The organism is Streptomyces sp. NPDC007875 (assembly GCF_042868035.1).
Lineage (GTDB): Bacteria > Actinomycetota > Actinomycetes > Streptomycetales > Streptomycetaceae > Streptomyces > Streptomyces antimycoticus.
The window spans coordinates 399897-419837 of sequence record NZ_JBIADZ010000005.1; the positions used below are offsets into that span (position 1 = coordinate 399897).

At 69.0% G+C, this 19941-nt stretch carries 30 protein-coding genes; 5 read left to right on the plus strand and 25 right to left on the minus strand.

Going from position 1 to position 19941, the window contains the following annotated elements; translation table 11 throughout:
• Positions 1 to 68: 68 nt before the first annotated feature.
• Positions 69 to 305, minus strand: a complete 237-nt coding sequence (locus ACFYOY_RS13970) for a hypothetical protein (RefSeq protein WP_351884074.1) — start codon at positions 303 to 305, stop codon at positions 69 to 71.
• Between the two features lie 66 nt (positions 306 to 371).
• Between ACFYOY_RS13970 and ACFYOY_RS13975 the strand changes: the two genes are divergently transcribed.
• On the plus strand, positions 372 to 1142 hold the full coding sequence (locus tag ACFYOY_RS13975) for an SGNH/GDSL hydrolase family protein (protein ID WP_351884072.1): 771 nt from the start codon (positions 372 to 374) through the stop codon (positions 1140 to 1142).
• Between the two features lie 196 nt (positions 1143 to 1338).
• Here ACFYOY_RS13975 and xerC read toward each other — a convergent pair whose 3' ends face one another.
• From xerC to ACFYOY_RS14090, 23 genes are all read right to left on the minus strand, one after another.
• Positions 1339 to 2529 (minus strand): tyrosine recombinase XerC, encoded by a 1191-nt coding sequence (gene xerC, locus ACFYOY_RS13980; protein WP_388587027.1) that lies wholly within the window; start codon positions 2527 to 2529, stop codon positions 1339 to 1341.
• 304 nt (positions 2530 to 2833) lie between these two features.
• Positions 2834 to 3178, minus strand: a complete 345-nt coding sequence (locus ACFYOY_RS13985) for a hypothetical protein (RefSeq protein WP_388587030.1) — start codon at positions 3176 to 3178, stop codon at positions 2834 to 2836.
• A gap of 332 nt (positions 3179 to 3510) precedes the next feature.
• Positions 3511 to 4188 (minus strand): hypothetical protein, encoded by a 678-nt coding sequence (locus ACFYOY_RS13990; RefSeq protein ID WP_388587033.1) that lies wholly within the window; start codon positions 4186 to 4188, stop codon positions 3511 to 3513.
• A gap of 12 nt (positions 4189 to 4200) precedes the next feature.
• The gene (locus ACFYOY_RS13995) at positions 4201 to 4842 is read right to left on the minus strand and encodes a hypothetical protein (RefSeq protein WP_388587039.1); all 642 of its coding nucleotides are present in this window, start codon (positions 4840 to 4842) and stop codon (positions 4201 to 4203) included.
• Positions 4839 to 5042 (minus strand): hypothetical protein, encoded by a 204-nt coding sequence (locus ACFYOY_RS14000; RefSeq protein ID WP_388587042.1) that lies wholly within the window; start codon positions 5040 to 5042, stop codon positions 4839 to 4841. The genes ACFYOY_RS13995 and ACFYOY_RS14000 overlap by 4 nt, the downstream gene beginning before the upstream one ends.
• On the minus strand, positions 5039 to 6208 hold the full coding sequence (locus ACFYOY_RS14005) for an AAA family ATPase (RefSeq protein WP_388587044.1): 1170 nt from the start codon (positions 6206 to 6208) through the stop codon (positions 5039 to 5041). The genes ACFYOY_RS14000 and ACFYOY_RS14005 overlap by 4 nt, the downstream gene beginning before the upstream one ends.
• Complete coding sequence (locus tag ACFYOY_RS14010) at positions 6205 to 7074, minus strand: bifunctional DNA primase/polymerase (RefSeq protein ID WP_388587047.1); 870 nt, start codon at positions 7072 to 7074, stop codon at positions 6205 to 6207. Before ACFYOY_RS14010 ends, ACFYOY_RS14005 begins: the two co-directional genes overlap by 4 nt.
• Positions 7071 to 7322, minus strand: a complete 252-nt coding sequence (locus ACFYOY_RS14015; RefSeq protein ID WP_388587050.1) for a hypothetical protein — start codon at positions 7320 to 7322, stop codon at positions 7071 to 7073. Before ACFYOY_RS14015 ends, ACFYOY_RS14010 begins: the two co-directional genes overlap by 4 nt.
• Complete coding sequence (locus ACFYOY_RS14020; protein WP_388587053.1) at positions 7319 to 7540, minus strand: DNA-binding protein; 222 nt, start codon at positions 7538 to 7540, stop codon at positions 7319 to 7321. Before ACFYOY_RS14020 ends, ACFYOY_RS14015 begins: the two co-directional genes overlap by 4 nt.
• The gene (locus ACFYOY_RS14025) at positions 7530 to 7772 is read right to left on the minus strand and encodes a helix-turn-helix transcriptional regulator (RefSeq protein ID WP_388587056.1); all 243 of its coding nucleotides are present in this window, start codon (positions 7770 to 7772) and stop codon (positions 7530 to 7532) included. Before ACFYOY_RS14025 ends, ACFYOY_RS14020 begins: the two co-directional genes overlap by 11 nt.
• Before the next feature lie 130 nt (positions 7773 to 7902).
• Positions 7903 to 8130 (minus strand): hypothetical protein, encoded by a 228-nt coding sequence (locus ACFYOY_RS14030; RefSeq protein ID WP_388587058.1) that lies wholly within the window; start codon positions 8128 to 8130, stop codon positions 7903 to 7905.
• Between the two features lie 151 nt (positions 8131 to 8281).
• Positions 8282 to 10429 (minus strand): cell division protein FtsK, encoded by a 2148-nt coding sequence (locus ACFYOY_RS14035; protein WP_388587061.1) that lies wholly within the window; start codon positions 10427 to 10429, stop codon positions 8282 to 8284.
• Between the two features lie 87 nt (positions 10430 to 10516).
• Positions 10517 to 10849, minus strand: coding sequence for a hypothetical protein (locus ACFYOY_RS14040; RefSeq protein WP_388587063.1), 333 nt, complete (start codon positions 10847 to 10849; stop codon positions 10517 to 10519).
• A 62-nt stretch (positions 10850 to 10911) separates the two neighbouring features.
• The gene (locus tag ACFYOY_RS14045; RefSeq protein WP_388587066.1) at positions 10912 to 11091 is read right to left on the minus strand and encodes a hypothetical protein; all 180 of its coding nucleotides are present in this window, start codon (positions 11089 to 11091) and stop codon (positions 10912 to 10914) included.
• 17 nt (positions 11092 to 11108) lie between these two features.
• Positions 11109 to 11564: a hypothetical protein gene (locus tag ACFYOY_RS14050; protein WP_388587069.1), complete on the minus strand. Its 456-nt coding sequence runs from the start codon at positions 11562 to 11564 to the stop codon at positions 11109 to 11111.
• Positions 11561 to 12808, minus strand: coding sequence for a hypothetical protein (locus ACFYOY_RS14055; protein ID WP_388587072.1), 1248 nt, complete (start codon positions 12806 to 12808; stop codon positions 11561 to 11563). The genes ACFYOY_RS14050 and ACFYOY_RS14055 overlap by 4 nt, the downstream gene beginning before the upstream one ends.
• Complete coding sequence (locus ACFYOY_RS14060; protein ID WP_388587074.1) at positions 12805 to 12981, minus strand: hypothetical protein; 177 nt, start codon at positions 12979 to 12981, stop codon at positions 12805 to 12807. The genes ACFYOY_RS14055 and ACFYOY_RS14060 overlap by 4 nt, the downstream gene beginning before the upstream one ends.
• Before the next feature lie 85 nt (positions 12982 to 13066).
• Positions 13067 to 13324, minus strand: a complete 258-nt coding sequence (locus ACFYOY_RS14065) for a hypothetical protein (RefSeq protein ID WP_388587077.1) — start codon at positions 13322 to 13324, stop codon at positions 13067 to 13069.
• Between the two features lie 79 nt (positions 13325 to 13403).
• Positions 13404 to 13547 carry a hypothetical protein gene (locus tag ACFYOY_RS14070; protein WP_388587079.1) on the minus strand — a complete coding sequence of 48 codons (144 nt, stop codon included), beginning with the start codon at positions 13545 to 13547 and terminating at the stop codon, positions 13404 to 13406.
• A complete protein-coding gene (locus ACFYOY_RS14075; RefSeq protein ID WP_388587082.1) occupies positions 13544 to 13750 on the minus strand; it encodes a hypothetical protein in 207 nt (68 codons plus the stop codon). The genes ACFYOY_RS14070 and ACFYOY_RS14075 overlap by 4 nt, the downstream gene beginning before the upstream one ends.
• Entirely contained in the window at positions 13747 to 14064 is a 318-nt protein-coding gene (locus ACFYOY_RS14080; RefSeq protein WP_388587085.1) for a hypothetical protein, read from the minus strand. Before ACFYOY_RS14080 ends, ACFYOY_RS14075 begins: the two co-directional genes overlap by 4 nt.
• The gene (locus ACFYOY_RS14085) at positions 14061 to 14525 is read right to left on the minus strand and encodes a DUF6907 domain-containing protein (protein WP_388587088.1); all 465 of its coding nucleotides are present in this window, start codon (positions 14523 to 14525) and stop codon (positions 14061 to 14063) included. Before ACFYOY_RS14085 ends, ACFYOY_RS14080 begins: the two co-directional genes overlap by 4 nt.
• On the minus strand, positions 14522 to 14770 hold the full coding sequence (locus ACFYOY_RS14090) for a helix-turn-helix domain-containing protein (RefSeq protein WP_388587091.1): 249 nt from the start codon (positions 14768 to 14770) through the stop codon (positions 14522 to 14524). The genes ACFYOY_RS14085 and ACFYOY_RS14090 overlap by 4 nt, the downstream gene beginning before the upstream one ends.
• A 191-nt stretch (positions 14771 to 14961) precedes the next feature.
• On the opposite strand from ACFYOY_RS14090, the gene ACFYOY_RS14095 reads away from it, so the two are divergent.
• From ACFYOY_RS14095 to ACFYOY_RS14110, 4 genes are all read left to right on the plus strand, one after another.
• Positions 14962 to 15702 carry a GntR family transcriptional regulator gene (locus tag ACFYOY_RS14095; protein WP_388587094.1) on the plus strand — a complete coding sequence of 247 codons (741 nt, stop codon included), beginning with the start codon at positions 14962 to 14964 and terminating at the stop codon, positions 15700 to 15702.
• Positions 15703 to 15872: 170 nt separating this feature from the next.
• Positions 15873 to 17306, plus strand: coding sequence for an adenylosuccinate lyase (gene purB / locus ACFYOY_RS14100; protein WP_093470680.1), 1434 nt, complete (start codon positions 15873 to 15875; stop codon positions 17304 to 17306).
• 8 nt (positions 17307 to 17314) lie between these two features.
• Positions 17315 to 17857, plus strand: a complete 543-nt coding sequence (gene mug / locus ACFYOY_RS14105) for a G/U mismatch-specific DNA glycosylase (RefSeq protein WP_388587097.1) — start codon at positions 17315 to 17317, stop codon at positions 17855 to 17857.
• Positions 17858 to 18074: 217 nt separating this feature from the next.
• Positions 18075 to 19202: a DUF3644 domain-containing protein gene (locus tag ACFYOY_RS14110; RefSeq protein ID WP_388587100.1), complete on the plus strand. Its 1128-nt coding sequence runs from the start codon at positions 18075 to 18077 to the stop codon at positions 19200 to 19202.
• A gap of 19 nt (positions 19203 to 19221) precedes the next feature.
• Here the strand turns inward: ACFYOY_RS14110 and ACFYOY_RS14115 are convergent, their stop codons facing one another.
• Positions 19222 to 19941 carry a 5-formyltetrahydrofolate cyclo-ligase gene (locus ACFYOY_RS14115; protein ID WP_351884066.1) on the minus strand — a complete coding sequence of 240 codons (720 nt, stop codon included), beginning with the start codon at positions 19939 to 19941 and terminating at the stop codon, positions 19222 to 19224.

Genomic DNA, 19941 nt, shown 5'->3' on the forward strand with positions numbered 1-19941 from the left:
GGCGCGCGGAACCCCGCGCGGTCCAAGCGGGCCAACCGGCGGGCACCGGCCGGACGGCCGCGCGAGGCTCAGCGGCGGGGGCCCGGGCCGGTACCGGGGCCGGTGCCGGGCCGGGTACCCATCGGGTCATAGCGGAAAATCACGTATTCGACCCGGCCGATGACCTTGGTGCGGTTCGTCCGCCGGTACAGCTCCGGTGGCCGGAAGATGTTGTCGTCGTAGATGTCCGCGCCGGGCTCCACATTCCAGCTGGCGGTCGTCCCGTTCCGCGCTCCGCCCTCGAAGTAGATGTGGGTCATCGCCATGCGGCTCATCATGCTCGCGGTCGGCGGTCAACGCAGCCCGCGCACCGGGATAGGATCGCCTGCGCCATGCAGACGAACATCACCTACAGCAGCTTTGTCGCGGTCGGCGACTCCTTCACCGAGGGCATGTCGGACCGGCTCCCCGACGGTACCTACCGAGGCTGGGCGGACCTGCTCGCCGGTCGGCTCGCGGCCCACAGCCCCGGCTTCCGCTACGCCAACCTCGCGGTCCGCGGCAAGCTGATCGGGCAGATCGTCGAGGAGCAGACGGGCCCGGCGGCGGACATGGGCGCCGATCTGGTGACCCTGGTCGGCGGACTGAACGATGTGCTGCGGCCGAAATGCGATGTGGGCCGGGTGTGCGCCCTGCTGGAGGAGGCCGTCGAGCGGCTGGCGCCCACCTGCAAGCGGCTGGTGCTGATGCGCAGCCCGGGGCGGCGCGGGCCGGTGTTCGCGCGGTTCGAGCCGCGGATGGAGCGGCTGTTCTCGGTCATCGACGAGCTGGGCGCACGGCATGACGCGACCGTCGTGGACCTGTTCGCCTCCCAGGCCGTCGGGGACCCCCGGATGTGGGACGAGGACCGGCTGCATCTGAACGCCGAGGGGCACCGGCGGGTCGCCGAGGCCGTATGGCAGGCGCTGGGCCAGGAGCCGGAGGCCGACTGGAACGCGCCCCTGCCGCCCCCGGTGCCCGTCGGCTGGATAGCCCGCCGCACCTCGGATGTGCGGTTCGCCCGCCAGCACCTCGGACCGTGGATCGGCAGGCGGCTCACCGGCCGCTCCTCGGGCGACGGGCGTGCCCCCAAGCGCGCCGAGCTGCTGCCGTACGAGGGCTGATCCGCGGCTGATCCGTGGCCGGTCCGCGGCTGATCCGTAGGGCTCGCGCCCCGGGCCCTGCGGAGGGGTCCCTCGGCCACCGGTCTGGCCTGCGAGGACGGCCAGTAGACTCTGTGCACTGTTCTACGACGATAAGCGTTTGCGCAGGTCAGATGCCATGGATCGCGATGCGTGAGAGATCGTTTCTCACAATTTCTCACGTAGCGGTTTTTGGATCACCACCGTGGAAGGCATCCCACGCCGCTGCCGCGGCCCGCATGTCCTCGGGTGCGACATGGACGTACTTCCGCTTGGTGAACGAAGCGTTCGTGTGCCCCGCCCACGCGGCCAGGACGACATCAGGGACGCCCGTCACGGCCAGATAGGTCAGGCAGGAGTGGCGGGCGTCGTACAGGCGTACACGGCGCATCCCAAGCTCCTCCATGAGCCGATAGGCGTGCTCCCGCAACTGGCGCGTGTTCATCTCGACGCCAAGCTCGTCAACGAGGACGTAGCCGCTGTCGGTGTACGCCTCCCCCGCCGCCAGCTTCTCCCGGGCCTGCTGGGCACGGAACCGCTTCAGCGCATCCCACGGCCACTGAGGCAGCGGAAGGGAACGCTCACCGGCTGTCGTCTTTGCGTCCTTCTCCAACACCTTGAAGTTGCCGATCATCGTGCGGGTGTTGGTCATCTCGAGCGTGCCGAGCTGCAAGTCGATGTCCGCCCAGCGCTGTCCGCACACCTCGGCCGGCCGCAGCCCCATCAACGACAGGAGCATCGGCGCGTACAGCCGGTCCTCCTCGATGCCCTTGATGAACGCTTGGACCTCCTCGACCGTCCACGGCTTCGGCCGCACCCGCTCCCGCTTGTCGGTCTTCTTGTCCACCAGAGAAACCCGCACGTGCTTCGCTGGGCTCACCGCAATGAGCTTGCGGACGACCGCGCGGCTCAGCGCCTCGCGGAGCCTCGTCAGGATGCCCTCGACCGTGGACACAGCGAGCCGCGTCCCGGACTTGCCACCCTTACGCCGCCCACGAGCCACCAGCTCGTCAATGAAGTCGCGCACCTGGTCCTCGGTGAGCTCTTGCAGACGGACATGGCCGAGTCGGTCGTGGACGTGCACCAGGGCGAGCCGGTATGCGCGGATCGTGGTCTCCTCGACGTCCCGGCGCTTGTACTCCAGCCACTGGTCAAGCCACTCCCCCAACGTGATGGTGCTGGGGGCGATGTACGTCCCTGCCTTCCGCTGATGCAGGATGCGGTTACGTTCGTCCTTGACCTCTGTCTTCGTGTCTCTCGTGATGGTGATCTGTACCCGCTTGCCGTTCTCGTCGCGGCCAGCGTCGACCACCGTGCGGTACCGCACCGTGCCGTTCCTCAGTGTGATCTTCTTGATCGGGTCAGCCATGACCGCGTTCTCCTTGTGCTGCTGTTCAGTTCTTAGCCAAGCGGCGGGTTACGCCACCTCGGCCGGTGCGAGGGAACCAGCCGGCTCCTCTCCCACCGCGAAATCCCCCGCTCCTCGAGCCAGGCGTTCAACGCCCTCGACCAACGGCGGTTCGCCGCAACCGAAGCCCAGAACTCCCACGGCTCCTCACCGTCGAGCGCCCACTGCGGCATCGGCTCGTCTGGCTCCACCCAGTCCTCAACCCGGCACCTCATCAGGTGCTCCGGAATGTCTGGGGGCGCCTCCTTCGGCTCCTCGAGGCGCCTCACGCCACCGAACCCCGGATGCCGTAAGAACGACGCAAGGCACCACGACGCTGCGGCCGCTGATCCTCCTCGTCCGGGATCCGAAGCGAGGCGATCATCCGGGCCAGGTTCGCCGACTGCTGACGGTGCTCGGTGATCCACGGAGCCGTCACCTCATCCCCCTTGGCGTTCGTCACCGTCAACCCGCCCACCGCGGCCTGCGCCGCCAGCCGGTCCAGCAGATCGGCCGACCGGCACGCCTGCAACAGCAGCTGCTGCTCGAACACCTCCAGCCCGAACTTCCCCGCAATCGAGGCCCACAGAGCGGTGCCCGACTCGCCGAGCCCCGGCGGTACTTCCTGCATGACTACCTCCGATGTGTAACGGCTTTAGGTCTCTGACCTGCGGTTTCCTCAGTGCCGCGAAGAACTCCGGGCCCGGCCGGCGGTCCGCTGTCGCCGCGTTTCCGCAGGTCAGAGGGCGCCTAGGGACCTTTTCAGGGTCCACGCACAGCGAGTTGCTAACGTGCCCGATCCGAAGATTTCTTCAAGATCGGGGATCACCCCCACCCCTTTTGATCTGCGAAGGTGTGGGCGCCCGGCTTGCCGCGGTCGCCGGGCGCCCTGACGGCCGCGCGGGAAGGAGACCGCCGCCGTCGCTCGCACCTTGCCGTGGTCAGCGGGTGCGAGCGGCCTGGTCAGTACCTGGCGTTGAACCACTGCCCGGGGTCGTTGACGGCGGCGGGGTCGGGGCGGCCGACGTCGAGGGCGGGCGCGAGGTGCCGCACCGTGTACCCGGCCGCGCTGGCTGCGCGGTGGAGGGCGGCGGTGATGATGACGCCGGGGTTGATGTCGGCGATGGTGCGTCCGTCGACGGTGATGTGGTCGCTGCGGCCGAGGCCGGCGTCTGCCCACGCGAGTCCCTCGTGCTGCTCGGCGGCGGGCTGGTTGTTCGCGCGGGGCACGCCGTGCTGTCGCATGGCGCGGGTCCACTGGCTGATGTTGCGCTGCCTGCTGCAGCAGGTGGCGATGAGGGCGGCGGCTGCGTCTTCGAACTGGCGCATGGCTGCGAGTGCGGCCTGTGGGTTGCTGGCGCCGGTGAGGATTTCGTTCTTGAGGTCGCGCAGTGCCTGGCGGCGGTCGCGTTCCTGCGCTGCGGCGTGTTCGGCGCGGGCGTGCTGGACGGCGAGCCCGGCGTGTTCGGCCCGGTCGGCGGCGGCGCCGAGATCCTGGGCGGTGACGGCGGTGGGCCCGTCCATCAGGATCGCGGCCTTGAGCTGGTCGAGTGCGGCGGTGGCTTCGGTGTGTGCGGCGTGCGCGTCGGCGAGCTGCTGCTCGGCGGCGGCCACGGTGGGCAGGGTCGCGGTCTTGGTCATGGGGTTTCTCCTTCAGAAGTGGTTCGCGGGGATGCTGTCGGGGCGCGGGGCCCCGGGCGTGAGGGTGAGTGGTTCGGCCGGTTCGGCCGCGTGGATGGTGAGTTCGCGGGTGTCGACGGCGAACTCGTCCCAGCCGCCGGTGATGCCGATGTTGCGGCAGAGGATCGCCTCGGGCGGGGCGATGGTGCGCCACAGTCGGGCGCCGGGCCGCACGTCGAGGACCATCTGCGCGTGCACGAGGTAGGAGGTCCAGAACCATCCGTCGCGGTGCTCGTCGTCTGCGGCCCGCCACAGTTCAACGGGCTGCGTGGGCCGGGGGTGTCGCCGACCGTCTTGGGTGTATCCGGCTTCATCGAACATGGCGCGCCACTGGTCGAGGGGCACGGTGCCTTGTTTGCCGATGGACCAGGTGCCGCCGATGACGGCGGGGAGGACGCGGGGCAGGAGTTTGCCGGTGCGCCAGGCTTCCCACAGCATCGCGGGCCGGTTCTCGGGGCAGGCCCGGCCGGTGTACCAGGTGAGCCGTTCCGTGCCGATGATCCGCTTGTTGGCGACCATGTCGCGGAAGTCGTCGTACAGCTCGGCCTGGTAGTCGTCGTCTTGCAGCCGTCTGACGTACCGGTTGATGGCCAGGTCCTGCATGAAGGTCGTCACGATGCCTCCAGCAGGCCGCGGCTGGCCTGCCAGCTGGGGCAGTTCCTCGGCAGGTGCTGGCCCTTGCAGTGGCCTTTGCGGCACAGCCGGGCCCCGCAGCCCAACGGGCACAGCCCGTAGGAGCCGCGGGCGAGGGGCCGGGCACAGCTGGCGCAGTAGAACCCGACGCCCGCCGGGCGGTTGCGCGCGCGGCGCTTCACGATGCTTCCTCCACTCCGGGGATCGTCTCGGTGGCCCTGTACCAGCCACGCTTGACTTTGATGAGGCGGCCGGACTCCTCGAGGCGGCCGAGGTACTGGTACGCGTCCTTGCCGAACTTGTCGGCGACGGCCCCGGCCCGCACCGGGGCGTCGTGTTGCCGGACGAATGCCAGGATCTCCACGGACTTGTCGCCGAGGCCGGCCGAGTCCTCCCGCTGCTGAGCTACGGATGCGGCTTCCGCCAGGTCGACGCCGTCGAGCTGCCACAGCCCGCCATCCATAACGAGCGCGTACTCGGCTTCCATCACGTCCCGGCCCGTGACCATGAGGACCGCTTCGCTGGCCTGCCGCTTGCGGGCGAGGACGATGATGGTGTCGGCCGCGCCCGCCAGGCCGTGCGTGCCAGAGACGGAGTCCACGAAGTCATCCGAGGCCGCCTTCCGATCGTGGTGGAGAGCGCTGATGGCCAGCCCCGGGTGCGCGTCCGCTACGCGCTTGAGGGCGCCCGCGACGCGGTAGTCACGCTGGTATGCCGACTCGCCGGGCATCGATGGCGGCATGACCTTGCCCAGCGTGTCGATGACGACCAGCGCGGTATCCGGGTACCGCCGGATGAACGCCTGGATGGTCGCCACGACGAACCCAGGCTGAATGTCGGTCATGTAGTGGAAAAGGGCCGGGATCTGATCGGCGCCCAGGATCGTCCGGCAGCGGTCTTGCATGCGCCGGTCGCCGTCTTCGAGGGCGAGGTACAGCACGCGCCGCTTCCCGGTCATGGCGATCTTCCCCACGGCGTATCGGCCGCCGGAGATGGCGAGCAGGAAGTCCAGCGCGAGCCAGCTCTTACCTGCCTTGGGCGGCCCGATCAGCAGCGAGAACCCTTCCGGCACCAGGCCGCCAATGGCGTAGCTGAGCGGCGGGAAGTCCTGGTCCTCCAGCCACGCACCATCGCGTACAGCGGAGAGGAGCCGTTCGTCGTACTCCGCATCGCTGAGTGCGTCAGAAGTGTCAGAACCGTCAGAACCAGCGGGTTCGTGCAGGTCAGTCGGTTGCCTCGTTTCTGACACTGTTCCGGCGACTGTCAGAAACGGTCCACGGCCGTGGCCAAGAGCATCTTCGCCTTCTGACACTTCTGACGGTTCTGACACAGGTACAGGGCTGGTCATGAGGCGGCTCCTGCCGTGCGGCGCGCGGATGCGACGGTGCGGGACGCGTCCCGCTCGGCCAGGCCCCGGGAGACAGCCGCGTCAACGAGGGCGCGTTCCGCCGTGGCTGCGTCCATATGTCCGTCCGCTACGTGCGCCCACACCTTGCAGCTGGCCCAGTACAACTTGCTGTTCCGCTCGCCCTCCTGGGCACCGATTACGACCCGCACGAGCCCGTCGAGGGCAGCGTCACGGGTCCGCAGCAGCGGCGCGGTACGCCGCCGCACGGGGGCGACGGGCGCGGGCAGCATGAGGCGCAGCAGGGCCTCGGGGACGGGCTGTACGTCCACCTCGCCGAGCTTGGGGTGAAGCACATACTCGCCCGTGGTTCCGACGCTGCCCGGCCCCACCAGGTAGCCGCCGGTGCCGCGCACGTCGATGCCGGGGCCAACGCGTCCGGCCGAGTTCGGCACCGTGACGCCCTCGGGCGCGGTGAGCCACAGATGGAAGCCGTTGGAGGGGGTGCACACGGTCAAGGTGCGGGGGATGGTGAACCCGTGCTCGGTGGCGAGCCGGTTGAGTTCGGCGACTCCATCGCTGGCGCCGTGCCGGTCGAGGTCGAGGCCGATGAGGCGAAGGGTTCCGCCACATGCGACGCCGTACCCGGCCGCGCGTGGTGCCTGGTCGAACAGGAGACGGACATCAGCGGCGACGGTGGTGGCGTCGTGGACGCCGTGCCCCGGCTGCCCGCACTGCCCCTTGCAGCAGTGCCCCCGCTCGTGGGGGGAGGCGATGGCGGGCACCTTGTTGCGGGAGAGGGGGAAGACCGCGTAGCCACGCTCAGCGGCGGCGAGGGCGTTCTCGAGAGCGTTGTGCCATACGTTCACGCCGCGGCCCTCCCCTGGTGCTTGTACTCGACGCGGTAGGTGGCGCCGCAGGGTGCGGTCTTGAGGCCGGTGCCGATGTGGCGGTGCCACTCCGCGCATTCGGGGCAGCGGACGGCGGTTTCGACACGCCCGCTGGTGGTCACGGTGACGGGCCGGGCGATCGGCGTTACAGTGGCGTCAGTCCCGCCGCCAAACAGGACTTCATTGGACGCCCGGTTGCCCCCGGGCGTCTTTGCTTTGTTGGTCATGCGGACTCCAGGAGAGTCACGAGGGACTGGGTGATCACGACGTGGCGGCGGCCGAACGGAATGGTTCGAACGGGTGCCTCGCCGCGCTTGATGAGTTCGTGGAGGTGTGACTTGCTGCATCCGAGCGCGAGGGCGGCCTGTGGCACGGGGACCGTGGCGGGCCACTTCCTGATCTCGGCGAGCGTGGGCGCCGTGCGCTCTCGGGACTTAGGCGGCATCACTGACCTCCTCGGTGAGGAGGTCCTCGAGGCTGCATCCGACCGATGCGGCGAGGCGGGTGATCACGTGGATGGGAGGGATGACCCTGCCGCGCTCATACTCGTGGATGCTGTAGACGGAGCGCTCGACCTGGAGCGCGAGGCGCTCCGGGGAGAGTTCGGCTGCGAGTCGTGCTTCGCGGAGCCGGTGCCCGGAGAATCGCCGGGCTGTCGAAACCACACTGGTGGCCATGTGCTTCCCCTTCCAGGGAATCCGTGGCGCGGGCCCAGAAGGTCACAAATGACCTTACTACAGGACTCTCGCTACGAACAGTCACGCTTTGCTGGTCAGTTGCAGGTTGCGCCGCTGGACCGTGTTGGCCTCAGCGGGTGCCGCGGGTGTAGAGGCGGGCCCAGCGGGTGTAGGCGCGGCGGCCGACGCGGACGCGCATGCCGGTGCGGCGGCAGGGTCGGCAGGGCTTCACACGACCGAACATGGTGGTCCGTTCGGCCTTGCCTTTGCAGCGCATGCAGGTGCCGAACGGCTTCAGCCAACACAACGCTGCGTAGCCGGTCGCGGCGGTGACGACGAGGATGCTAGCGGCGAGCATCAGGAACTCAACTCCCTCTCTGGGGCGGGATCCGGGGTTCCCGGGGGTGGTGGTGCTAGGTACTAGATCGCTGGCCAGATGGCCGTTTGGGCGCTAGCGGGGGTGCTAGACCTAGCGGGAGGGGTTGCTAGGTCTAGCGGCCCTGCTGAGGTCAGGCAGCGACCTTCTTGGTGTCACGGCGAGTGATGGCAGCGACCACATCGGCGCGTTCGATGCCGCGCCGGGTGGTGCCCTGGCCGTCGTCCGTGGTGCCCCAGACGTCCTTGGCCTTGACACCGTGCGGCTTGAGCGCGCGGGTGACGTCGGCGCCGGTCCACTCGCCGTACTGGTCGAGCCAGCGCTCGGCGAGGCGGGTGGCGATGCGCTCGCACCAAACCTTGTCCTCGTCGGCCGGGATCACCTTGAGAACGTCGCCGAGGATGTCCATGCCGGCGCTCTTCTCGGGGCCCTGGCCGAGGGCGTGGCCGGTGATGTTGCCGTACTCCTCGCGCATGAGGCGGGCGCGTTCGACGATGGCCTCGGCCTTGGGCGCGTCGATGTAGGCGCCGGAGACGATGCGCGGGTCATCGCCCTCGCCGACCATCCAGGCGATGCCCTTGTCGGAGCGGGCGAACATGGTGGCCCGGATCCCGGCCTTGTACATGGACTGGCCAAGAACCATGTCGTTGGCCATCTGGCTGATCACCTTGAGGCAGAAGCGCAGGACGGCGTTGTCGCTGATGCCTTTGGGCAGGGACTTGGCGTCCGGACGCTGAGTCCCGAACATGCCGATGATGCCGAGAGCCGGGCCGCGCTTGGTGATGTCGGTGCAGATGGACTCGATCTCGGCCCCGTGCTTGTCGTGTTCGAAGCCCACCTGGCATTCGTCGATGCCGACGATGATGGGGTGCAGGCGAAGTGACTTGTCGTTGGCCAGCTCGGGGGTGACCTTGTTCTCCGGGCAGCGGGACCGCGGCAGGTTCTTGATGACCTTCGCCCGGCGCCGCAGCTCAGCCTTGACCTCGCGCAACGAGTGCAGGACGTACTCGACATCCTCGTCTTCCTCACCGGCCATGTACCGGTGACTGACGGGCTCGAGGGTGGAGAAGTCGCCGGTGCCCTTGAAGTCGAAGGCGTGCAGCTCAGCCCGGGGGTCGAGGGCGGCGATGAGGAAGAACAGCCGCATGAGGAACGTCTTGCCCATGCGGGGGATGGAGCCGATGACGACGGAGGCGAACATCAGGGTGACTTCGACCCACCGCATGCGCTGGTCGTTGCCGAAGATGATGGGCTTGAACAGGTCGACCTGCCCGGTCTCGGCGAGCGGCCAGGCGGGTTTCTTGGTCTCGTTCATGGGCTTGTCGCCGATCCACAGCACCAGTCGGCCCTCGTGCTGCTCGGGGTCGCCGGAGGGCCAGACGCAGCCGAGCTTGCGGCGCAGCCCCGAGGCGAGGGCCTGCCGCTCCTCCATGACGTCCTCGGGTGTGACGCCGTAGGGCAGGTCGAGGTCGGCGCGGTAGCCGGGCCCGTCGCGGGTGATTTCGCTGGTGAAGCGCATCCCGTCCATGTCGCCGCCCTTCTTGATGGCGGCGGAGATTTTGGCGTTGCCGATGGCGTTGAGACCGCGCAGGACGAGGCCCGCGGTGAGCTTCTGCACGTCGGTGGGCAGGACGGCGGGGCCGATGACGGGGGCGTCTTCCTTCTGCCCGAAGTAGCCCAGGGTCAGGATCCCGGCGCAGCTGAAGACGTACAGCCAGGCGGGGGCCATGACGTAGAGGGTGAGGGCGAAACCGAGGCCGAACACGGCGGCGATAAGGGAGACGGTGAGGCGCAGCTTGACGCGGTCGTTGCGCTGCCGGGAGAGGGTCATGTACTCGGCGGCGTTCTCGTCGCGCACGGCCGCACCCCGCAGCGGTGCGGCTTCCCGGTCCCAGATCCACCGGCCGGTGCCCTTGATGAACCTGGCAGCCCCCACGGGGGCCCGTGCGGCGAGGCGGGCCGCGTACACCCCGGAGAGGGTGCGAACGGCGTGATAGCGGATGGTGTACCAGGCCCGGTCGGCGGTGTGGCCGGCGGTGGTGGTGAACTCGTCCCGGTCCTTGGCCCATGCGGGCAGGATCGGCCGGCGTACCTCGCCGCCCTGTTCCGGGTCCGGCAGGTTGGGATTGTCGACGGGTACGCGCTGCCCGGTCTCCTCCCGCTCGGGTACGGGAGCGGGGGGTGTACTCGTCTTGGTGAGAGAGGGTGTACCCGGCGCGGGTACGTCCTCGACGGGTGTACCCGGGGCGGCGGGTACGGCGGGGGCGAAGGTGTCGGTCATGCTGGTGTCTCCTGCTCTCTCATGGAGGGTGCGGGGCACGGGGCGGCCGGCGGTTCCTAGGCCGGGTACGGCCGCCCCGTGGCGTCGCTAGAGGCCGGCGCGGCGGATGGCCTTCTCGGTGCGGCTCAGCTGCTGCTCGGCCTTGATGCGGGCCTGGCGGGCGACCTGGCGGTCCTCGCGGCTGACGGTGCGCTCCTTGGCCTTGGCGACGGCGAGGGCGTTCTGGGCCTGCTCGTGCTGCTGGTAGAGGGCGCGGGCTTCGCGGATGCCGCGGTCCTCGGCGCGGGCGTCGATGCGGTCGATACGGGCGTCGAGCTTCGGATCGACGCAGTCGGCGGCGGCCTGCTTGACGCCGCGCAGCACCAGCCAGGCGCGCTTCCTCTTCTCGGCCGGGGTGTAGGAGCGGGGTACGTCGCCCATCAGGTGTCCTTCCTGGTCAGGGGCGGATTGGGTACGGGGTACGGGGCGTACTCGGGTACGCGTCAGGTGGTGGCGGGCTCGGCGAACGCGGTGACGATCCGCATGAGGAGCGTCTCGGCGGCCATGAGGTGGCCGAGGAGCTGCCCGTTGTTGGTCTCGTCGACGCGGCCCATGCCCTCGACGTAGGACCGGGCTTCCTCGATGACCATGACCTGTGCGGCTGCGCGGACGATCTCGTCCATGGGGTTGTCCTTCCTGGTCAGTGGTTGCGGATGCTGGTGGAGGAGCGGCCCCACCACCGGTTCGTGGTGTGGTTGTTGGTGATGTACGTGTCGCCACCGCGGCGGGTGGCCCGCCAGGCGAGCAGCGCGGCCAGGAAGAGGACGACGCTGCCGGAAGAGACCCCGGCCGTGGCCTGCCCGAAGCCCCAGCCGACTCCGGCCGCGGCCGTGCCGATGCCGATGCCGCCGCCGAGTACGCGCTGCGCCACGGGGTCGAAACCCGCAGGTGGGGGCGCGGGTACGGGGGCGGGTACGGTCGGCAGGTACTCCTTGAGTACGGCGACCATCTGCCCGTTGGGGCCGGGCACGTAGATGACGGGCTGCCGCTCCTCGTACAGCTCCACCGGGCCTGTGAGGGGGTGCTGGGCCCATTGGTGGGCGTCGGCTCTGGTCTGGGTGTCCAGCGGCTTGTAGAGGGGCTCAGGCTCGTTCATGCGGACACCTTCAGGAGTTCGTCGCGGATGCGCTGGGCCCGCTTCTGGCCGACGTGGAAGACGTCTTTGATCCGGCGGACCGAGGGCTCCTCGTCGTGGAAGTACTCGCGCGCACGGGCGGTCAGGGTGTCCTCGCCGGGCGGCGGCGGGCTGTCGTCCGGCACCTCGTCCTCGGGGTCCGGCCCATCGTCTTCCGGCTCGTCCTCGGGTACGTACTCGGCGTGCACCTCCGGGCGGGTACGCGGCGGCTCGGCGGCGAGTACGCGCTGCGGCTCGACGGGCACCAGACGCTCAGCGAAAGAGTCGAGGCGGTACTGCTGCCGCTCCGGGTGGACCCCGCCGGGTACGGCCTCGGGTACGGCAGGTACGGGGTCGGGTACACGCTCCAGCTCGACGGGTACAGGCTCCGGCTTGGGTGCGGCCGGGGCCTCCCACGGCGACTGCAGGTCGATCGTGGCGAGCTCCTTGGCCCCGCGGCGGGCGGCGAGCCCGGTCATCAACTGGCGCCGCTGCTCGGGGTCATCACCGACGTGGGCGCGGGCAACGGCGGCGGCCAGGCGGCGCTCGGTGCGGGCCTTTCCGCGGCCGGTCGGATTGGCGGCGAGCTTCGCCGCGTAGCGCACAGCGCGCTGCGTGGCCCGGTCGCGGCTGATCTGCTCGGCCGTCCGGTCCCGGACGGCCAGGCCGAGACGGGACAGCAGCCGCTCCCGCAACTCCCGGCCGACGATGGCCAGCAGCCCGTTCGACAAGGTCCCGGGCTTGGCGTGCCGCAGCTCGATACCCATCGCGAGGTGCCACAGCAGGGCGGCCATGACCGGGCCGACGAACGCGCGGACCGTACCCGCGACGATCCCGGACTCGGAGAACGCGGGGATGACCTGCACTCCGGTGACAACCCACACGAGTACGCCCGGGGTGCCGGGGTCGCTCTTGTCGGGGTCGTTGAGGTTGGCGCGTGCCATGAGCGCCATGGCGAACAGGCCGACTTCGGCGGCGGCGAACATCATGATGCGTTCGCTGGCGCTGGCCATGCCCAAGTGGTCCCGGGCGAAGTTCCAGCTGGTGTCGGCCGAGTAGGCGGTGCACACGATGGCGCCGAACGCGGCGACGAGCACGGCCCCGGGGGTGCGGCTGTTCTTGCGGGAGCGTCGGAGTGCGGCGGCGAGGACGGCCGCGACCACAACGGTGGCGGCTAGGACATAAGGGTGGCTGGTCGCCCAGGTGGTGATGGTGCTGGGGTTCATGGCTGCCACCTGCGCATGCGCTCGACCAGCAGGCCGCCGGCGAACGCGAGGATCACGGGCTGTGTGGCCGCCCACAGGGCGAGCGCGCCGAGCCCGGCGAGCGGGACGAGGGCGAGCTGCGGGAACAGCGCCAGCAGCAGGAACAGCAAGCCCAGGGTGAGCATGTGCTTCACGGGGTCCCCTTTCCGGGGGTAGGGGCCCCGCCCAGGGTGGGGCGGGGCCGATGCAGATCGGGCAGCCGTCAGCGGTGCGGACGGGTCAGATCCGGTAGGGGACGGCGGGGTCGGGGTCGTCGCCGTTGGCGATACGCGCCTGCTGGTACTCGTCCTCCACGTCGCGCCGGGCGTCGCCGGCGGCGGTGCGGGCGGCGTGCAGCTCGTCGTAGGCGGTGACCCTGTCGGCGTAGTTGCCGCTGTCCTTGGCCCTCTGGTACGCCTTCTCGGCGTTGTCGACGGCGGTCTCGGCGCGCTGGCTGGCCTGGATGGCGGCCTCGCGGCGGGGGTTGAGGAAGCTCATGGCGGTCCCTTCTTCGTCAGAGTCCGGACTGTCCGGCTCCCCTTGCCGCCCGGTGGGGGGCGGGCGACGCGGGCAGCTGTCAGCCGCTGGTCTGTCCGCTGCCGCCGCACGAGCCGCACGACTCGCGGTAGGTGCGGTCTCCGGTGACGACGGTCTCGCCGAGGCCGCTGCCGCCGCAGGTGGTGCAGCGGACCGGGGGCGGGGGCGGGGTCTCGATGGTCACTGGTCCGCCCTCCTGCTCAGGCCGTCCGTGACGCGCACGATGGCGAGCCCGAACAGCTGCTGGCCGTGCCGGTCACCGACCGTGGAGGCGCACACCAGGGCGGTGAACAGCTCCTCCGTGGAGTGCGGTTGAGCCGGGTGGAGGTCGACGCCACGTAACGCGGCATTCTCCGTGGGGCGAGGGATGGGCCACTTCGCGGTCACGGCCGGCCCCCGTCCTCGTCGGGCTCGGCCATGTCGCTCAGGGCAGTGACGAGCCTGTTGAAGCGCTGAGCGATGGGCAGCAGCGAGACCCCGTCCATGCGGAGCGCGCGAAGGAGGTTCAGGAACTCCTCGTCGTGCTGCAGCCGCAGACGGGCCGACTTCGGCTGAGCCTCGACGATGGCCAGCAGGGTGCGGACCATGCCCCGGAGGCTGCCGACCGCGTGCGCGGCAGCATCCATGTCCCGGAAGTTCACGTCCTCGGTGTCGGCCATGATCCGCTTGGCCGACTCCACGGCCATCCGATGCGGATTCACGACTGCCGAGCTTCGGTGAGCTGCTGAACCTGGGCGCGCAGCCTGTCGAGGTGCGCGGCGGCCTGGTCGATGAACGCCAGGGCGGCGGCGGGCGCCAGGGCGGCGACGTCACCGGAACCCGTCGCGTCGAATCCCAGGTAGGGCAGGCCGCGGTCCGCGTCGTTCACGAACGGCCACTGGCTGATCGACGCCACCAGCACCTCGGTCGTGCCCTGGTGCTCGGGCGCGGTCAGGGCGATCTCCTCGCCGTGGTGCGACACATCCTGAATGAAGGCGTAGTCCTCGGAGTGCGGGTCCACGCACCAGGCAGGGCAGGTGATGATGGCCTCGGCACCTCGGATGGTGACGGTCACCTTGCGGGCCTGCCGGTCGGCAGCCTCGGTGGTCGGCTGCTGGGGGATACCGGGGAGCGCGGCGCGCACCTTCGCGGCGGTGACCTGGTTCAGGCTGCTGATGCTCACAGCGCCACCCCCAGCTCGCTCGCCGGGATGCCCTGCGCCTCGAGGTAGTTCTTGAACGCCTCGCGGGAGACCCGGATCGTGCCCCGGCCCGTACCGACCCGGTACGACGGGAGCCGACCGCTCTTGATCTCGGCGTACACCGTGGACGCGTCAACCCGCAGAGCCGCCGCGATGTCCTTCACACGGAGCGGCGCTGCCGCCTCCGTCGCCTGCTCCAAGGCAGGCCGGATAAGCTGTTCCTGCATCTGGGACTCCGATTCCTGGGATGCATGGCCTCAGCGGGCACGGTGTTCGCAGCACCGTGAAGACCCCGCTGGGGCCTTTGTCGTGTCTGGCTTCACCCGATCTGTCGAAGCAGCGGGCATGGGAATAGGATGTTCTAGAACGATGCCGGAAGTCAAGAAACTTGCGGAACATTCTAGAATCTAGGAGAGAGATGGACCCTGACCTGCAAGGACTGGCGCCCTACCAGCGGATCGCAGCGCGAATCATCGCCCGCATCGAGTCCGGCGAGCTGCGGCCGGGCGACAAAGTCCCCTCCGTGAACGACATCATGAAGTCCGAGAAGGTGAGCCGGGCGACAGCGGCGAGGGTCCCGGGGGTTCTCCGCTCCCGGGGGTACGCGGACGCGGTGCCTGGCGTCGGCACGACCGTGCGCTCTCCGAAGGCACTTACGGCAGGAGCCGACCGGTTCCAACGGGTCCGCCAGGGTGGCGACATCGGCACCGGCGAGCGCGTCGAGATGCTGGGGGCCGGGACGGAGCACGCCTCGCAGGAAGTTGCCGACGCCCTGGGGCTCAACGAGGGCGACGAAGTGGCCTGGCGCCGGCGGCGCTACATCGACACAGGTGGAGTCGTTGCCGTCTCGACCACCTGGGTCTCCAGGGCCGTAGCCGACGCCGCGCCTGAGTTCCTGCAAGAAGGGCCGTTGCCCAAGATGACGTTCGGCCTCATCGCGGAGCGCACCGGCCGCCGTGCGGTGAAGCGCAGGGACACGGTCGAGATCCGACCCGTGCCGGAGGACGTTGCCCAGCACCTCGAGGTAGAGGCGGGCACCGACTCCCTGGTGATGATCAATAACTATTGGGACCAGCACGGGGAACCCACCGAGTTCGCCATCGACTACCACGGCCGCGAGCGCGGTCTGTCGATCGAACGCGACTTCCCCGAGTCGTGATGAAACGCAAAGAGGCCCCGTCCCGGGCGAACCGGGGCGGGGCCTTCTTCTGTCTCACAGTCGTCTCACACACTGTTCGCGTCGCACTCACCTACGAGCGTCCGACCTGGGCTTTCTCGGACTCTGTGGACGTGAACGACCGCCGTGGACGATATGTAAACTCTGTGCACGTGACTGGTAAGCCGCGCATTCCGAACGTCCTGGCCAACCGCTACGCCTCCGCGGAGCTGGCCGTCCTGTGGTCCCCCGAGTACAAGGTGACGCTGGAGCGGCGGCTGTGGCTCGCCGTGCTGCGCGCCCAGAAGGACCTCGGAATCGAGGTGCCGGACGCCGCCCTCGCCGACTACGAGCGGGTCCTGGAGACCGTCGACCTGGCCTCGATCGCCGAGCGCGAGAAGGTCACCCGCCACGATGTGAAGGCCCGGATCGAGGAGTTCAACGCCCTCGCCGGCCATGAGCACGTCCACAAGGGCATGACCTCCCGCGACCTCACCGAGAACGTGGAGCAGCTCCAGATCCGGCTCTCCCTGGAGCTGGTACGGGACCGTACGGTCGCGGTGCTGGCCCGGCTCGGGAAGCTGGCCGCCGACCACGCCGAGCTGGTGATGGCCGGCCGGTCGCACAATGTGGCGGCGCAGGCCACCACGCTCGGCAAGCGGTTCGCCACCGCGGCGGACGAGCTGCTGGTGGCGTACGGGCGGCTGGAGGACCTGCTGGGCCGCTATCCGCTGCGGGGCGTCAAGGGCCCGGTCGGCACCGCGCAGGACATGCTGGACCTGCTCGGTGGCGATGCGGAGAAGCTCGCGGAGCTGGAGCGGCGGGTCGCCGCCCACCTCGGCTTCGCGCAGGCGTTCACCTCCGTCGGCCAGGTCTATCCGCGCTCGCTGGACTACGACGTCGTCACCGCGCTGGTGCAGCTGGCCGCGGCCCCGTCCTCGCTGGCCAAGACCATCCGGCTGATGGCCGGACACGAGCTGGTGACCGAGGGCTTCAAGCCCGGCCAGGTCGGCTCGTCCGCGATGCCGCACAAGATGAACACCCGCTCCTGCGAGCGCGTCAACGGCCTCGCCGTGATCCTGCGCGGCTATGCCTCGATGACCGGGGAGCTGGCGGGCGACCAGTGGAACGAGGGCGATGTCTCCTGCTCGGTGGTGCGCCGGGTCGCACTGCCGGACGCGTTCTTCGCCTTCGACGGGCTGCTGGAGACCTTCCTGACGGTGCTCGACGAGTTCGGCGCCTTCCCCGCCGTCGTCGCCCGTGAGCTGGACCGCTACCTGCCCTTCCTCGCCACGACGAAGGTGCTGATGGGTGCCGTCCGCGCCGGGGTGGGCCGCGAGGTCGCCCATGAGGCGATCAAGGAGAACGCGGTGGCCGCGGCGCTGGCGATGCGCGAGCGGGGCGCCGAGCGCAATGAGCTGCTCGACTCGCTCGCCGCCGATGAGCGCATCCCGCTGGACCGGGCCGGTCTCGACGCACTGATGGACGACAAGCTCTCCTTCACGGGCGCGGCCGCGAACCAGGTCGGCGCGGTGGTCGCCCGGATCGAGGAGATCGTCAAGGAGCGCCCGGCGGCCGCCGCCTACACCCCCGGCTCGATCCTCTGACGCCGGCGATGACCCCCGCCGAACTGGAGGCCGCCCGCGACCGCCTCGTCCCCGATGTGGTCGGAGACGGTCTGCGGGTCCTCTTCTGCGGTATCAACCCCGGGCTGATGACGGCCGCCACCGGCCACCACTTCGCCCGCCCCGGCAACCGCTTCTGGCCCACACTGCACGCTTCGGGCTTCACCCCGCGGCAGTTGCACCCCTCCGAGCAGTCGGAGCTGGTGCGCTATGGCCTGGGCATCACCAATGTGGTGGCGCGCGCCAGTGCGCGGGCCGATGAGCTGGGCGACGAGGAGTACCGGGAGGGCGGCCGGATCCTGGAGGAGAAGGTGCTCCGGCTGCGGCCACGCTGGCTGGCGGTGGCGGGGGTCACCGCCTACCGCGTCGCGTTCGGCGACAAGAAGGCGAAGATCGGCCCGCAGACGCGCACGATAGGGGACACCCGCATCTGGGCCCTGCCGAATCCCAGCGGCCTCAACGCGCACTGGACACTGGCGACGATGGCGGAGGAGTACGGCCGCCTGCGCACCGCAGCCGAGGCGGACGGCTAAGGGACACCAGAGCCCGAGGGAGGGGAGTCATATCGTCTCCTCCTCTCCAACCTCCCCTGCGACCCATCGGATGATCTTGCACGTGAGAAGCGGCTGATCGCGACGGGCGGTCGACTAGTCCACTTAAGTGATCTTGTAGCGCGTGATGCCCCTAACTTTCCTGATGGGTCGTGGGAATCCTGCTTGTCCTGAGCTAGCCGTAAGTGTGATCCTTCCTATGAACGCGGAGGACGCACGAATGGCATACGCCCGTTGGCACCACATCCTCATGGAGTCGCAGCGCCACGCCCTGAAGGCAGTTGACGAGTGGAACTGCTCAAGCGGCAACTACTCCGACTTCCTCACACACATGCACAAGGCATGGCACTACCTGCTTCACGCGGAGTTCCACAAAGCGAAGATCGACTACCACTACAGGGACCCCAAGACCGGTCAGTACATCTTGATCGACGGAGAGCCGAAGGCGTGGGACCTGGAGTGGTGCCTGAAGCAGCGATACACCAACAGTGCCAACCCCGTGCGATTGAACGCCGAGCTCTTCGTGGCACTCCGCAACAAGGTGGAGCATCGGTACGAGCACAACCTGAAGATCGCCACAGGTGGCAAGGCGCAGGCGCTCGTCATGAACTACGAGCAGGAGATGGTGGCGCACTTCGGCCCCTCCTTCAGCCTTGCCGATCGGCTCCGCTTCCCGATCGCCCTCCAGACGCTCACCGCCGAGGGGCGCGAGCAACTCCAGGACGCGGCGAAGAAGCTGCCGAAGAAGACCCGCGACCTGGTGGCGAAGTTCGAAGCGGCCATCGACTCGGACGTACTGGATGATCTGAAGTACGACTACCGGGTGCGGCTGGTGCCCATCGTCGGCAAGAAGACGGATGCCGACCTGGCGGTCAACTTCGTCAACTTGGACGAGTTGACCGACGGCGAGCGCGCGGTCATGACCAAGGCGGGTCGTACCGGGACGGTCATCACCAAGGTGAAGCACGTCGAGACGATGAACCCGGCGAAGCTCCGCGCGTCGGACGTCACCAAGCGCGTTGAGGCCGAGCTGCCATTTCACTTCAGTCTCCATGGCGATCACACCGAGATGTGGCGGCGGTTCGGCGTTCGCCCCGCCGCCGATGCTCCCGATCCGCGCCTCACCGTGGCCAAATACTGCATCTACGACGAACCGGTCAGCACTTACCTGTACACCGACGCCTGGGTGAAGAAGATCATCAAGGAGATCGGCACGGTCGAGAAGTACCGCAAGTTCTTCGGCAAGGAGCCGCGCATGAAGAAGGTGACCACCTTGCCGAGGCAGGCAGCCCCCGCGCACGAGCGCCCCGTCGGGAAGACTGCCTGACCTCGTGGAGGGGGTGCGCCTACCGCGCAGCCCTCCGGCGCGCTAGCACCGGAATCGCCTCGATCTTCTCAAGTGTGAGGTCATCCCACACCAAGCCGCGTGGCCGTCGGCGGTTGGGGCAGGGGATCACGGTGTCCGGCGTGACGATGTAGTCCACGGAGAAGTCGTGCTCCGTCTCGGGGATGTCGTCCTCGATGACCTGGAGCTCATGCACGGGCGCAACGATCACCGTCTTCTCAGTTACCAGGCCGGCTTCGATAAGAAGCGCCACTTCAAGGTCGGAGTACCCGGCACCCTTGCCGATGCGAGCACCGGAACGGTTCACGGCCACGCTGCCGCAGATGACGATGTCGATCGGCTCGACCTCTTCAACGCCGACGCACCGGGCAACCTGGGCCGCGCCCTTCTTCTCGGCGACCTCCTCGGGCGGGAGTGTCAGGCTCTCGGGGTCGAGCAAGTAGAACGGCTGCGGACTAGCCATCTTCGGAACGGCCATGTAGACCCGCTTACCGTCTTTGAGAGCGCGGACGCGCACCGGAAGCTGTGCCCAGTCAGGGTTGGCCTTGACGGTCGTCGCCCGCCGCCATTCACCCAGACCGGCCAGTTGCTCGGCTGTCCCATCAGCTCCGTAAAAGCCTGGGATCTTTCCGTACGAGTCGGCCGATGCGCCGCCGCCGTCAATGAGTCGTCGCCACACCCGCTCGCGTACGGCCTGCTTGGCCTGGTCGATGTCCGTCAC